The 14,478-nt window shown below is 40.1% G+C and carries 14 protein-coding genes; 3 read left to right on the top strand and 11 right to left on the bottom strand.

Features of this window, described 5'->3' with window-relative positions; all coding sequences use genetic code 11:
• Nucleotides 1–30: 30 nt before the first annotated feature.
• From fis to C0T34_RS08210, 7 genes are all read right to left on the bottom strand, one after another.
• Complete coding sequence (fis, locus tag C0T34_RS08240; protein WP_004245342.1) at nt 31–327, bottom strand: DNA-binding transcriptional regulator Fis; 297 nt, start codon at nt 325–327, stop codon at nt 31–33.
• Nucleotides 328–347: 20 nt separating this feature from the next.
• Nucleotides 348–1,319 (bottom strand): tRNA dihydrouridine synthase DusB, encoded by a 972-nt coding sequence (gene dusB, locus C0T34_RS08235; RefSeq protein WP_098941226.1) that lies wholly within the window; start codon nt 1,317–1,319, stop codon nt 348–350.
• A 321-nt stretch (nt 1,320–1,640) separates the two neighbouring features.
• A complete protein-coding gene (prmA, locus tag C0T34_RS08230) occupies nt 1,641–2,522 on the bottom strand; it encodes a 50S ribosomal protein L11 methyltransferase (protein WP_098941225.1) in 882 nt (293 codons plus the stop codon).
• A gap of 23 nt (nt 2,523–2,545) precedes the next feature.
• The gene (gene panF, locus C0T34_RS08225; protein WP_098944015.1) at nt 2,546–3,991 is read right to left on the bottom strand and encodes a sodium/pantothenate symporter; all 1,446 of its coding nucleotides are present in this window, start codon (nt 3,989–3,991) and stop codon (nt 2,546–2,548) included.
• The gene (locus tag C0T34_RS08220; protein WP_023582900.1) at nt 3,981–4,229 is read right to left on the bottom strand and encodes a YhdT family protein; all 249 of its coding nucleotides are present in this window, start codon (nt 4,227–4,229) and stop codon (nt 3,981–3,983) included. The genes panF and C0T34_RS08220 overlap by 11 nt, the downstream gene beginning before the upstream one ends.
• 328 nt (nt 4,230–4,557) lie before the next feature.
• A complete protein-coding gene (locus C0T34_RS08215) occupies nt 4,558–5,760 on the bottom strand; it encodes a PatB family C-S lyase (protein WP_098941224.1) in 1,203 nt (400 codons plus the stop codon).
• Between the two features lie 28 nt (nt 5,761–5,788).
• Nucleotides 5,789–7,096: an aromatic amino acid transport family protein gene (locus C0T34_RS08210; protein WP_109849994.1), complete on the bottom strand. Its 1,308-nt coding sequence runs from the start codon at nt 7,094–7,096 to the stop codon at nt 5,789–5,791.
• A 259-nt stretch (nt 7,097–7,355) separates the two neighbouring features.
• Here C0T34_RS08210 and C0T34_RS08205 point away from each other — a divergent pair, with 259 nt between their 5' ends.
• The gene (locus tag C0T34_RS08205) at nt 7,356–7,814 is read left to right on the top strand and encodes an Lrp/AsnC family transcriptional regulator (protein ID WP_098941222.1); all 459 of its coding nucleotides are present in this window, start codon (nt 7,356–7,358) and stop codon (nt 7,812–7,814) included.
• A gap of 73 nt (nt 7,815–7,887) precedes the next feature.
• On the opposite strand, the gene accC is transcribed toward C0T34_RS08205, so the two are convergent.
• The 4 genes from accC to C0T34_RS08185 all read right to left on the bottom strand — a co-directional run bounded on the left by accC (nt 7,888) and on the right by C0T34_RS08185 (nt 11,602).
• Nucleotides 7,888–9,237 (bottom strand): acetyl-CoA carboxylase biotin carboxylase subunit, encoded by a 1,350-nt coding sequence (gene accC / locus C0T34_RS08200; protein WP_098941221.1) that lies wholly within the window; start codon nt 9,235–9,237, stop codon nt 7,888–7,890.
• A gap of 12 nt (nt 9,238–9,249) precedes the next feature.
• Complete coding sequence (accB, locus tag C0T34_RS08195) at nt 9,250–9,720, bottom strand: acetyl-CoA carboxylase biotin carboxyl carrier protein (RefSeq protein WP_075671489.1); 471 nt, start codon at nt 9,718–9,720, stop codon at nt 9,250–9,252.
• Between the two features lie 33 nt (nt 9,721–9,753).
• Nucleotides 9,754–10,197, bottom strand: coding sequence for a type II 3-dehydroquinate dehydratase (gene aroQ / locus C0T34_RS08190; protein ID WP_006535378.1), 444 nt, complete (start codon nt 10,195–10,197; stop codon nt 9,754–9,756).
• Between the two features lie 430 nt (nt 10,198–10,627).
• Complete coding sequence (locus C0T34_RS08185; protein ID WP_109849993.1) at nt 10,628–11,602, bottom strand: MDR family oxidoreductase; 975 nt, start codon at nt 11,600–11,602, stop codon at nt 10,628–10,630.
• 688 nt (nt 11,603–12,290) lie between these two features.
• Between C0T34_RS08185 and mreB the strand changes: the two genes are divergently transcribed.
• Both mreB and mreC read left to right on the top strand, forming a co-directional pair.
• On the top strand, nt 12,291–13,334 hold the full coding sequence (gene mreB / locus C0T34_RS08180; protein WP_023582893.1) for a rod shape-determining protein MreB: 1,044 nt from the start codon (nt 12,291–12,293) through the stop codon (nt 13,332–13,334).
• A gap of 91 nt (nt 13,335–13,425) precedes the next feature.
• On the top strand, nt 13,426–14,478 hold the full coding sequence (gene mreC / locus C0T34_RS08175; RefSeq protein ID WP_075671483.1) for a rod shape-determining protein MreC: 1,053 nt from the start codon (nt 13,426–13,428) through the stop codon (nt 14,476–14,478).

The following is a 14,478-nucleotide window of genomic DNA, read 5'->3' as shown; positions in this document are numbered from 1 at the left end:
TTTTATAAAAATAGACCTAACTGACTAGGATCAGTTCATGCCGTATTTTTTCAGTTTCTTACGCAGTGTGCCGCGGTTAATGCCCATCATTTGCGCTGCACGCGTTTGGTTGCCACGGGTGTACTGCATTACCATGTCCAACAATGGCTGTTCAACTTCAGCCAATACTAGCTCATATAAGTCATTAACGTCTTGACCGTTTAATTGAGCAAAATAGTTCTTCAGTGCTTGTTTAACTGAGTCACGTAAAGGTTTTTGGGTCACCTGATCTTGTGAATTTACGGTGGCAACTGTTAGTACGTCTGAATTTACGCGTTGTTCGAACATAGTTCTGTCAGCTCTTTTATTTATTTACGCAAAAAATTTTCGAAATATGCTTCCAACGCCTCCAGCTGTTCGCTGGCATCCTCTATGGCGTTGAAGGAGCGCCGAAACTGGTCATCAGGGGCATGTTCCTTGAGATACCAAGAGACATGCTTGCGTGCAATGCGAGTTCCTTTGCCTTGACCGTAAAAGTCGTGCAACTCACGCACATGCTTTTGCATTATTTGTTGTACCTCCGCAATCGGCAGAGGGGGCAACAGTTCACCTGTGTCCAGATAGTGCTGGATTTCCCGAAAGATCCAGGGTCTTCCCTGAGCAGCGCGACCGATCATCAAAGCATCGGCTCCAGTGTAGTCTAATACTGCTCTGGCTTTTAGCGGGTCTGTTATGTCTCCATTCGCAATAATGGGAATAGAAACACTCTGCTTAACTGTCCGAATGCTGTCGTATTCGGCTTCCCCTTTGAACAAACACTCGCGTGTGCGTCCATGAATAGTGAGAGCCTGAATACCACAACGTTCAGCCAATTTGGCAATCTCTACACAGTTACGTTCATCAGGTGACCAGCCAGTACGGATCTTGAGAGTAACAGGAACATCTACCGCGTTAACCACAGCAGAGAGGATCTCTGCGACAAGGTTGGGATGACGAAGTAGTGCTGAACCGGCTAGCTTTTTATTCACCTTTTTTGCAGGACAACCCATGTTAATGTCGATAATTTGAGCGCCACTATCTGCGTTTATTTTCGCAGCCGCCGCCATATCAACGGGATCACTTCCTGCAATTTGTACGGAGCGGATCCCCAATTCATCACTATGTACCATTCGTAATCGAGACTTGTCTGTCTGCCAAACCTGAGGATTGGAAGAAAGCATTTCAGAAACTGTCATACCCGCACCCATATCATAGCAAAGCGACCGAAAAGGTCGGTCTGTAACGCCAGCCATGGGAGCCGCGATAAGGCAATTTTTTAACTGATACTGTCCGATTCGCATAGATGAAAAGAGGGCCAAACTGTGACTGCAAGGGCGCGTATATTACGCATTTTTTGCCAGATATGAAAGGACAAAGTTTAACCAAATTGCGAAAAAAAGTTACTTTTTTACACTTGATTTTTTATGAATTGATTATTTAATTAATAAAAACATGATGTTATATGTTTTTAGAAAATTAAAAATTGATGATATAGAATTGATAAACAAGTGAAACTAAGTAGAGTTTATCAGGCAAAAATGTGATTAATGCCTGATAAACAATAATTAAGTGAAATTTTAACGCAATGAGATTATCTCATTTTGGTTAATATTTGTTCGGCATTATTTTTTCACGCCGGTAATACGACACCACTCTTCTTTTTCAGCAACAGGATCTAAGTTAAATAATCCTTCATAGGCAGCAGCTACACCTTCTGCTTGTGTCGCTAACACACCTGAAAGACCTAGATGTCCACCTTGGCGAGGCAGTGTGCTGATAACAGGTGCTAATTCACGCAATGGACCTGCTAAAATATTGGCGACTACAACATCAGCGCTGAGGTTATCAGGCTGGTCTTTTGCAAGATACAGTGTGAGTGCGTCAGAAACACCATTACGCTGTGCATTATCACGACTTGCTTGGATAGCTTGAGGGTCGATATCAATACCAATCGCTTTTGCTGCACCCAGTTTTAATGCCGCAATAGCTAAAATGCCAGAGCCACAACCGAAGTCGATAACCGTTTTACCCGCTAAATCTAAACCATCAAGCCACTGAAGGCATAATGAGGTGGTAGGGTGGGTACCTGTACCAAATGCAAGACCAGGGTCTAGCATGACGTTAACGGCGTTAGGATCAGGCACTTCACGCCAGCTTGGGCAAATCCATAAACGCTCGCCAAAACGCATCGGGTGGAAATTATCCATCCATTCACGTTCCCAATCTTTATCTTCGAGTTGTTCAACTTTGTGCAGGAAACCTTGACCGAGTAATGGCGTATTTTCTAACATCGCCACAACGATTTTCATGTCAGTTTCTGCATCATATAAACCGATGACGTCAGTATCACCCCAAAGACGAGTTTCACCCGGTAAAGGTTCAAAGATAGGGGTATCGTGACTATCTTGGAAAGTCACTGAAACGGCACCGCTTTCAACCAATTCATCACCAATAGCTTCTGCATTAGCGGCGGTTGCATTAAGTCTTAATTGTATCCAAGGCATAATTAGTCTCTTTAAAAACGAATTCACTGTAATGATGCTGATTGGGGCAGAGTATGCTCTCCAAATCGATTAGCCACAAGAAACGCGACTAAGCTCAATAACAGTGATGGAACAATGGGGTGGAATCCAGCTATCTGGAGATTAAATGTCGCAAGGGTAGCGTAGAGTGTGGCACCTGTGAGCATGCCCGCAATCGCACCATAACGGTTGGCTTTTTCCCAATAAAGCCCAAGAACTAAAGGCCATAAGAAAACCGCTTGTAGGCCACCAAAAGCAAGTAAGTTAAGCCAAATAATCATCGATGGTGGGTTCCATGCTGCAAATAGCAGTAACACACCTAAAATCAAGGTGGAAAGGCTTGATAAACGAGAAATACGTTTCTCATTCGTGATCGCATGCGGGGCGATATTGAGATAGAGATCTTTGACTAACGTTGCTGATGATTGTAACAGTTGCGCATTAATCGTCGACATAATGGCAGCCATGGGTGCCGCAAGAAAAATACCTGCTGCAATAGGTGGTAATACTTCAACCATCAGTGTTGGAATAACTTGATCAGGAACCATCAGATCAGGAATGATCGCCCGACCTAATGCGCCAGCAAAGTGCATACCAAACATCAGTAATGACATCACAATGGTACCAATGATGATCCCTTTATGCATGGCTTTACTGTCTTTGTAAGAGATGCAACGTACCGCAGTATGTGGCAAGCCGATAACACCAAAACAGACCAGTACCCAAAATGAAGCCATAAATGGGCCACTTAAAATACCATCCGCCCCTTGGGGAGATGTTAACGCAGGATCGATGGCATTGAGTTTTTGTATCGCAATATCTAATCCACCTGCTTTATAGATGATGGCAAACAGGAGAATAAAAGTACCAAGCAACATCACAAGGCCTTGTAAGGCATCGTTTAATACGCTGGCTCTAAATCCACCAATTGCAGTGTACAACGCAATGGAGATCCCAAAGATCAGTAAGCCGAATTCATAAGGAATGCCTGCCGCAGTTTCTAATAAGCGCGCTCCACCAATAAATTGCACTGTCATAGCGCCGACAAAAGCGACTAACAAGCTTAAACTGGCAAACCAGACTAGAAAACGGCTTTTGTAACGCGCATAGAGCATATCGTTTAAGGTTACGGCATTATAACGGCGCGCTAAAATGGCAAATTTTTTCCCTAAAACACCCAGAGAAAGCCAAATAGCGGGAAGTTGGATCATCGAAAGTAATACCCAACCGATACCGTATTTATAGGCAGCACCCGGCCCACCAATAAAGGAGCTGGCACTGACATAAGTTGCAGTGATAGTCATGGCTAGCACGAAGCCACCCATTGAGCGGTTACCAAGAAAATATTCGTTAAGAAACTCGCCTTTTTCGCGCTTACGATAAGCATAAGCCGATAACAGAAAGACCAGCAGAAGGTAGCCAATCAGTGGCACTATGACCTCAGTTTGCATCGTCATGCTCATCTCCTAACGGCATATCTTTGAAAAAGTAGCGCACCATCAGATAGCACAACAGAAAAAACAAAACAGGTAGAAATAAGCATGAAAGCTCAAACCAAAGAGGTAAACCAGTAATGCCTAGTGTGTTATCAGGTAAATAGGCGGTAATTAACCAACCCAACAAATACATAAAAGTTAAAATTAGGGCCCAAAGGGCTTCTTTGTGGGCCTGAACAAAACGTTTGTCCATCTGTTCTCCCAATCTTAATAGGGTTAAAAATGATGGGAGGATTGTACGGGAAAGTGAGTATTGATTCAGTGAAAATTAATCACAAAGTCGCGAGAGGATATTAAAAACGGATTATCTTATTGTTTTAAAAGGATTAGTGATCATTTTCTATTAAGAGAATAATAGAATAGAGATAGGTTTATATATTAATCAACAAATAAACTATTGAAATAATCGCCATAAGCAGGGGGTTAAGATAATGAAAATAGGATAAAAGAAGAGCAGACACTAAAATAAATTAATCAAAAGTGGTACTCTTCTTTGTTTTACTCATCTCATAAATTAAAAATTAAAGAGCATTTTTTATTCTTTCTAAACCTTCTTTGATAATGGTGCGAGGGCAAGCAAGGTTAATACGAATATAGTTATCGCCATTACTTACAAACATATTTCCACCTTCTAATAAAACGCCTGTTTTATTAGCAAAATAGAGTGAAAGTTGTTGGTTATCGACATCTTCAGGTAAATAATCTGCTAAATTAATCCATGCTAAATAGGTTGAATCAGGTATTTTAAAGTTTGCTTTTGGAAAATGAACTAGAGTAAATTCTTGTACTAATTTAAAGTTATCATCGAGATAGTTTCTTAATTCTTTTAACCATTCATCACATTGAGAATAAGCGGCTTTTGTTGCAACTAAACTTAATGGTGAAATAAAGTCATCATAAAGACGAAGCCACTCTTTTTTTACTTCTTCATTTTTAATAAAGATATGAGACATCAGATTACCTGCAAGATTAAATGTTTTGCTTGGGGCCATGCAGGTGACAATTTTCTCATAATGAGGAAAGAGTTTAGCGATAGGTGTGTGCGTCACACCGTTACGTAATAAATCACAATGTATTTCATCTGATATCATCCAAATATCATTTTCAATACAGAGTTTCCCCATCTTAATTAGCTCTTCTTCAGTCCATACTTTACCTGTTGGATTTTGAGGATTACATAAAATAAAGAGCTTAATATTGAGTGATTTATCTTTAATTTTGCGTTCCATATCAACAAAATCGACAGCGTACTCACCGTCTTCTTCTAATAAATCAGAGTAGATCACTTGGCGAGAATTATAATCTCCCGCTTGTTTAAAGGGGGTATAAGAAGGCGTTTGAATCAGGATGCTTTCATCTTCTTTTATTAATAAAGGCACTAGGCGATTTAACGCAGGAATAATACCTGGTGATAATACGATTTCACTCGGATCAATTTCCCAATCATAATGTCTTTGACACCAGTCTTTAAATATTTGGTAATACTCATCATCATACACTTTGGTATAACCTAATATTTTTCTATCAAGGCGCGTTTGAATGGCATCAAGCACTTCAGGAGGCGTAGAGAAGTCCATATCCGCAACCCACATTCTAATAAACTCATTATCAGCAAAGGCAAATTGCGCGTCTTTATCTGCTTTAAAAATATACTGGCGCCAACCATCATAATTTAAAGCATCGGTATCTTTTCTATCTATAATTTCGTCAAAGTTATATTTCATGGTTAAGCCTTTAATACATCTAATTTAATTAAATAAATTTTAAGAAAGGGGAAATACAAAGCAGGATGCCTGTAAAGATAATTAAATACAGTGATCCCCCTTTATAGCGGTGCAATGAGGGTACTTTGTAAACTAAATAAGCAGGAATAAGACAACCTACAATCCCGAAAATAGGACTACAGATTGAAGTGAATATTAATACTGGCAGATTAAGAACAATGGCTCCCCACGCAATAACGACAGTAAAAATGACAATACAGAGCGAGAGGATTTTCTGATTAATTTTTTCTGCGGGAATAATACGAGTAAGAGCATTCATAACTAAGCCTTGTACTGCTTCTTTAAAGCCTAGATAAACCCCAAAGAATGCGGTCATTAATGCAAAGATATTGAGTGTAACGCCAACGGGAGTCACGTATTTAGCCGCATCACCTTCAATAAATTGTGCTGCGATCGCTAGTGCAGAAATATTCTGCTCATAGGCTTTAACCGCTTCATCATGTCCAATGGCAAAAGTAAAAGAAACAGCATAGAAGAAGACAACACAAAATAGTGTACCGAAAGAGATATTCATGGCTCTTAAAGCTTTGTATCGAGCGACTTCAATCGATTTATTTTTAGCACGATAAGAAATTACCATCGGGCTAAGGGATTGAATAAAGAGTATAGAAGTGAGCGTAAAAGGTAGGGTAATAATAGCGTTTTTAATTAATAGGCTAAAAGGTGGGAAGGTATCGATATTTTTCGACAGATCCCACATGCTGATCATCATGACACCCAGCGCAAACACAACCAATAATTTAGATAACACCATAAAGCTTGAGATTTTAAATAATAACTCTTCACTTCGTGATGCAATTAAAACGAGAAATGAGATAAGAATTAGGCCATAGAATGGATTTTCTGACAGTAATCCTTCTGTTATGCCAAAGGTGTGTAGGTAAGATGCTGTATCATTAGTCAGCGCTGTTGGATAAGCAAAAATCCAAATCACTAACATCAAGAAGTAAAGTAACCCTAAAAACATTCCCCAGTTTTTACCAAGATAACCTTCGATAACACTAGGGTAGTCTTTACATTCTTTAGAGTCGGCAAGGGTATTAATAAACAGGCGTTGAAAGAGGTACATGGCAGGGTAGCCAATAATAGAAGAGAGCAAAAATACCCATAATCCAATTAAGCCAACTTGCACAGGTAAGAACACAATACCAGCACCAATTGCCATCCCAATACTGATAATAATCCACCCCATATCAGTATTATCGAATCGAGTTAATTTTTTCCATTCTTCTTTTGAGAGAGAGGCCCTATCAACTTTTTGTTCTAATAAGGTCATACATGTAATCCCATGTGAAAGTAAAATTTATAGTATTTGTTTTGTTAAGTTTATTTTTGGAACATGATTTCTAATCATTTTGTATTAGCTGAATAACGATACTTCGAGAATTATTTTAGCAATTAGTGTGATTAATTATTTTTCCATATTGGAAGCTAGGTGGACTTATTTATTAATAAAATTCGCTAAAATTGAGTTATTAATTAATTATCTTTGATAAAAACGTTATTTTGATTAATGTCACAGGGGTGCAAATAGGATGGATCTTGACAAAACGGATATGGGGATCCTTAAGCTGTTACAAGAAGAAGGGCGATTAAATAATGCAGAAATTGCTAAGCGTGTTTTTTTATCTCCACCGGCTTGTTGGAAGCGACTTAAGGCATTAGAAAAGGGAGTGATAAAGAGTTATCGAGCGATAATTGAACCTAAGCATTTAGGGTTTAATTTTTATGCATTTATGAACATCACGTTAGATCTGCATTCTGAAGATAATATGGCGCATTTTGAACAAGAAATAATGAAAATTGATAATGTGATTTCTTGTCATAATATCTCAGGTCGATACGACTATATGTTGCAACTGGTCGTTAAAGATATGGAAGATTTTCACAACGTTTCAATGATGAAAGTGCGTGCCATTGGTAATATTAAAGAGATGAACACCAGTTTTAGCATTCGAGAAATAAAACCTTTTAAAGGGTTTCCTATTAAATAAATGCCCATCAGAAAATCTGTAATAAAAAAGGCATAGTGAATAAACTATGCCTTTTCTTGTTAAGCGAGAAAGATTATTTCTCAGCTAAACCTAAACGTTTTTCAAGGTAGTGAATGTTTGTACCACCTTTTTGGAAATTCTCATCATTCATAATGAACTGGTGTAGTTCAATATTGGTTTTAATACCATCAATGATAAGTTCCGCCAACGCATTCTTCATGCGAGAGATCGCGATTTCGCGTGTTTCACCGTAAGTGATCAATTTACCAATCATTGAATCATAGTGAGGTGGAACAGTATAACCTGCGTAAATATGCGATTCCCAACGTACGCCAAATCCACCTGGTGAGTGGAAGCGAGTGATCGTACCTGGGCTTGGCATGAAGGTTTTTGGATCTTCTGCGTTGATACGACATTCAATTGCATGACCATGAACGTTAATTTGATCTTGCGTTACTGATAAAGGTAAGCCTGATGCAATGCGTAACTGTTCTTTGATTAAGTCGATGCCAGTGATCATTTCTGTTACTGGATGTTCAACCTGAATACGGGTGTTCATCTCAATAAAGTAGAATTCACCATTTTCATACAGGAATTCGAATGTACCTGCACCACGATAGCCGATTTCAATACATGCGTTCGCACAGCGTTCGCCGATATTTTTACGGATTTCAGGGGTAATACCCGGTGCTGGTGCTTCTTCAACCACTTTTTGGTGACGACGTTGCATTGAGCAATCACGTTCAGCCAAATAGATTGCATTACCTTGACCATCAGCCATAACTTGAATTTCAACATGGCGTGGGTTTTCAAGGTATTTTTCCATGTATACCATGTCGTTGCTAAATGCCGCTTTTGCTTCCGCACGCGTCATTGTAATGGATTGTTCTAGATCTTTTTCAGAACGAACAACTCGCATACCACGTCCACCACCGCCACCAGAGGCTTTGATGATAACTGGGTAGCCAATACGTTTAGCAATTTCAATATTTTTTGCAGTGTCGTTACCTAAAGGACCATCTGATCCTGGTACACAAGGAACACCTGCTTTTTTCATCGCTTCGATAGCAGAAACTTTGTCACCCATTAGGCGGATGGTTTCAGCTTTTGGACCGATAAAAATAAAGCCTGAGCGTTCAACTTGCTCTGCGAAATCAGCATTTTCAGACAGGAAACCGTATCCTGGATGAATGGCTTGTGCGCCACTGATCTCAGCCGCTGCAATAATTGCAGGGATATTTAGGTAACTTTTTGCTGAAGCAGCGGGACCAATACAGATAGTCTCGTCTGCCAGCAGAACGTGTTTTAAATCACGGTCTGCCGTGGAGTGAACAGCAACTGCTTTGATCCCAAGCTCTTTACATGCTCTTAGGATACGCAGTGCTATCTCACCACGGTTGGCAATGAGGATTTTTTCTAGCATGGACCTGCCTCGTTATTCGATAACAAAGAGTGGAGCGTCAAACTCAACGTTGTCGCCGTCTTGGCAAAGGATAGATTTAACAACACCCGCTTTGTCAGATTCAATCTGGTTCATCATTTTCATTGCTTCAACGATGCACAGAGTATCGCCTACATTGACTTGCTGACCGACTTCAACAAATTTCTTAGCTTCAGGGCTTGGTGAGCGGTAGAACGTTCCGACCATTGGTGAACGTACAACGTGACCGCTGATTTCTTGCGCTGGTGTAGCTGCTGGTGTTTCTGGCGCTACAGGCGCAACTGCATTTGCTAATGCAGGTTGTGGTGCCACTGGTGCCGCAAAATATTGCTGAGGAGCCATTTGACCCTGAAGACCAGAGTTACGACTAATACGTACTGACTCTTCACCTTCAGAAATTTCCAGTTCAGAAATGCCAGACTCTTCGACTAGCTCGATCAGTTTTTTAATTTTACGAATATCCATGAGTTGATTCCGTACTCTTTTTGATGTTTTTTATTAAGACAAGCGGCTGACCGCTGCCTGTAAAGCAAACCGATAACCTTCTGCACCTAATCCACAGATTACGCCTGTTGCGATATCAGAGAGATATGAATGGTGACGGAAAGGCTCCCGACTGTAGACATTGGAAAGGTGAATTTCAATAAATGGAATATTCACCCCTAATAATGCATCACGCAGTGCAACACTGGTATGCGTGAAAGCTGCAGGGTTGATTAATATATAATCGACATTACCCCGAGCTGCATGAATTTTATTTATCAGCTCAAATTCAGCGTTAGACTGAAAATGACTGAGTTTCACATTTAATGCCTGAGCATCTGCTGACAAACTTTGAACGATATCATCCAGAGTTAAGTGTCCGTAGGTTTCCGGCTCTCTTGTTCCAAGCAGGTTTAGATTCGGACCATTCAGGAGCAAAATATGAAAATTTTCCGACATTATGCTTCTATCTCCGTCAATTCGTCAACGAAATGACAAAATAACCTGTGCTTTTCGTTTTGTCATCTTTTATTGTATCCAATGCTACGATACATATCACAAAGTCCGACATTATAGACATTTCACAGAAGATAACAGCAAAATACTGGTCTAATCAGGGTATGAAGGGTTTATTTTGATGAAAAGTTAAAAGTTTTTACAAGATTGTAAATGCGAGAAAGCAAAATAAACAGGTGCCTAAAAAATAATCATAACACCACGTTATTTATTGATGTCACTGGAAATCTAAGCTTCTTTGAGATTAATCATCAATATATATCATAAATGTGATCTGCATCACAATTCAATATCTCTACTACACACAAAGAAGCTTATTCTGGCATTAAATAAGGTGAATTAACGCCAGAAATAAGCAGATAAAAACCGAAAATTAGAGTTTTACTAAGGTTCTGCCTGTTACCTGATTATCCATAATCATTTGGGCATAACGAGGAACCTCATCAAGCGTAATTTCAGTCGTTGCTTGTTGATAGAACGTTTCTGGCAGTAATTTTAATAAACGTTGCCAAACTTGAGCGCGTTTTTCAGCTGGGAAATAAACCGAATCAACGCCTTGTAAGCGAACATTGCGTAAAATAAAAGGCATGACTGTCGTTGGTACAGAGAAACCACCTGCTAATCCACAAGCTGCTACTGTTCCGTTATAGTTTGTTTGTGACAGAATATTGGCAAGAATTTGCCCACCTACAGTATCGATTGCACCCGCCCAGCGTTGTTTATCTAAAGCTCTACCCGCTGATTCAAACTCTTCACGAGTGATAATATTTTTGGCACCAAGTTTGCGTAAATAGTCATGGTTACTTACTCTGCCACTTAATGCGGTAACTTGGTAACCTAATACTGTTAGCAAACTAATGGCGGTACTTCCGACACCACCGCTGGCTCCTGTGACTAAAATATCACCACTTTTAGGTGTGATACCGCCTTGTTCTAATGCCATTACACAAAGCATGGCAGTAAAACCTGCAGTCCCAATTGTCATGGCATTTTTTAAAGAGAGCCCTTCTGGTACTACAGTTAGCCAATCGCCTTTTACACCTGCTTTTTGTGCAAGCCCACCCCAGTGACTTTCACCTACATCCCAGCCAGTTAATAAAACATGTTGACCAATATGGAAGCGAGGATCTTCCGTGTGATGAACGACACCTGAAAAATCGATACCCGGTACCATTGGGAATTGGCGCAGTATTTTTCCTTTGCCTGTGATCGCGAGTCCATCTTTATAGTTAAGCGTTGAGTAATGGATATCGACAATAACCTCATGAATAGGAAGTTTTTTTTCATCAACACTCTGTACGCTGGCACTGAGTTTGTTGTCATTTTGTTCTACTAATAATGCTTTCATCTTGACCCCTCATCGATTTCTATTTGTGTCATGATAGGTGATTTTTTAGACCTCGTCGTGATTGTGCACAATATCTATTGTAATAATGAGACAAATAATCCTTTTTTAGTGTATAAACGGGGGTTCTACGTTTATTGGTGCAGAGATTATTCTGAGTTTTATATCTTGGTTATTAGATAACACCGTTAATGGTTTACGATTGGGTGAAAATTAGCATTTCTCTTTATTGCTCGAAATAAAGATAATGTGTTGCCTTAGAAGTATTCGAGGTGGGTACTCTGGTTGTTATCTCAGTCAAATTTTGCCGGTGAAACACCATTTAATATCAATAGAGTGATAATGCTTATTCAAATGAATAAATTTTATTTGAACTTGCAACGAGACTTTTGAGTCACAGTTTGGCAACGAAGTGAGATTTTTCTTTATTGATGTGAGCGTTGTTTGTATTGTTACATAACTTAAATATGAACAGCGTAGGATCGAAATTATGCGTTAATCGTTCTAATTAGCCCATTTTTATGCAGTTTTTTTCTGCTCCAATTGGGAAAAGTAACGTAGAATATTGTGCCTTTAAGATTATTTACGTGTCCACTTTAATTTAAGTAGTGAATCGCGCCTTGTCGCTGCTTATTGTGGTTGATAGAGTAGACGGATTTTTCCGTCCCGGCTTGCAGGATTATCCTTTCGTATGTTTAAAAAATTTCGTGGCATGTTTTCCAACGATTTGTCTATTGACTTGGGTACCGCCAATACCCTTATTTATGTCAAAGGACAGGGTATTGTTCTCGATGAACCCTCCGTTGTCGCTATTCGTCAAGATCGCGCTGGCACATCAAAAAGTGTTGCAGCTGTAGGGCATGAAGCCAAACAGATGTTAGGGCGTACACCTGGGAATATCGCTGCTATCCGTCCAATGAAAGACGGTGTGATTGCTGATTTTTATGTAACCGAAAAAATGCTTCAGCACTTCATAAAACAGGTTCATAACAATAGCTTTATGCGTCCAAGTCCTCGTGTATTAGTTTGTGTACCCGTTGGGGCAACTCAAGTAGAACGCAGAGCTATCCGTGAATCAGCATTAAGTGCAGGTGCTCGCGAAGTGTTCTTAATTGAAGAACCTATGTCTGCAGCAATCGGTGCAGGTTTACCTGTTTCTGAAGCAACAGGCTCAATGGTGGTTGATATTGGTGGTGGTACAACAGAAGTTGCTGTGATTTCATTAAATGGTGTCGTTTACTCTTCTTCTGTTCGTATCGGTGGTGACCGTTTTGATGAAGCTATCATTAACTATGTGCGTCGTAACTACGGCTCACTGATTGGTGAAGCAACCGCAGAACGTATCAAACACGATATCGGTTCAGCTTACCCTTCTGATGAAGTCAATGAGATTGAAGTTCGCGGTCGTAACCTTGCAGAAGGTGTACCTCGTAGCTTTACATTAAATTCTAATGAAATTCTTGAAGCCTTACAGGAACCATTAACAGGTATCGTAAGTGCAGTTATGGTTGCATTAGAACAATGCCCGCCAGAATTGGCTTCTGATATTTCAGAGCGCGGCATGGTATTAACTGGTGGTGGCGCGTTATTACGTAACCTAGACCGTTTATTAATGGAAGAAACAGGTATTCCTGTGATTGTTGCTGAAGATCCACTGACTTGTGTTGCTCGTGGTGGTGGTAAAGCATTAGAAATGATCGATATGCACGGTGGCGATCTGTTTAGCGAAGATTGAGATTAATTCTAACAAGGGAGAATGGATTCCCCCTTGGTGAGAATATTAACGCCTGTTCTTTTACTTCTCCGTGTGAGTGATCTTAGAGTTTATGAAGCCAATTTTTAGTCGGGGCCCTTCCCTGCAACTAAGATTAATAATCGCCGTGGTTGTCGCTATCTCTTTATTGATTGCTGATAACCGTATTGGTGCATTTTCTAAAGTTCGCCAGTATCTTGATACTGCTGTTAGTCCCTTCTATTTTCTTGCAAATGGCCCACGTCGTTTCCTTGATCAAATTTCAGAAACATTTGCCACGCGTGAGCGTTTACAGTTTGAGAATCAGGCGTTAAGAAAAGAGTTGTTAGTTCGCAGCGGAGAAAGTCAATTACTTGAACAATTTAAGCAAGAGAATGCCCGTTTACGAGAATTACTTGGTTCACCATTACGCCAAAATGAACAAATGACAGTGACGCAAGTGCTGTCTGGTAATAGTACGCCTTATCGAGATCAAGTGGTTATTGATAAAGGAACCAATGATGGCGTCTATGAAGGACAACCTGTTATTAGTGATAAAGGTGTTGTAGGACAAGTTATTGCCGTAAGTGAGCTTACGAGTCGTGTTCTATTAATATGTGACACTTCTCATGCATTACCGGTACAAGTTTTGCGTAACGATATTCGAGTTATAGCTTCTGGTGCGGGTTGTGCCGATGATTTATTGTTAGAAGCATTACCAGCCAATATTGATATTCGTGTAGGCGATGTTTTAGTGACATCAGGATTGGGCGGTCGTTTCCCTGAAGGGTATCCTGTTGGTGTAGTATCTTCCGTTAAAGTAGATAATCAACGGGCTTATTCCGTGATTAATGTTCGTCCATCAGCAGAGCTACAGCGTTTACGCTATTTGCTTTTATTATGGAATGCATCAGATAAAACGGGAGAGCCACCTCTGCCTTCAGAGGTTTATCACGCTGCCAATGAGCGTTTAATGCAATTGATGCCTCAAGTATTACCTAATTATGAACAAGCAGGGCCACCGCTTCCTCGTTCTATGTCTCAAGAGCCGTTAGACAATACGGCTGAAGGGACTAACGGAACCGCAACACCAGCAACAACACCTGCTGCAACAAATACACCTGCTAATACCAATAGAAGTAGGTAG

Origin of the sequence: Proteus sp. CA142267, from assembly GCF_003336825.1 — a bacterium.
GTDB lineage: Bacteria > Pseudomonadota > Gammaproteobacteria > Enterobacterales > Enterobacteriaceae > Proteus > Proteus terrae.
This window is presented reverse-complemented; position numbering and strand designations above follow the sequence as displayed.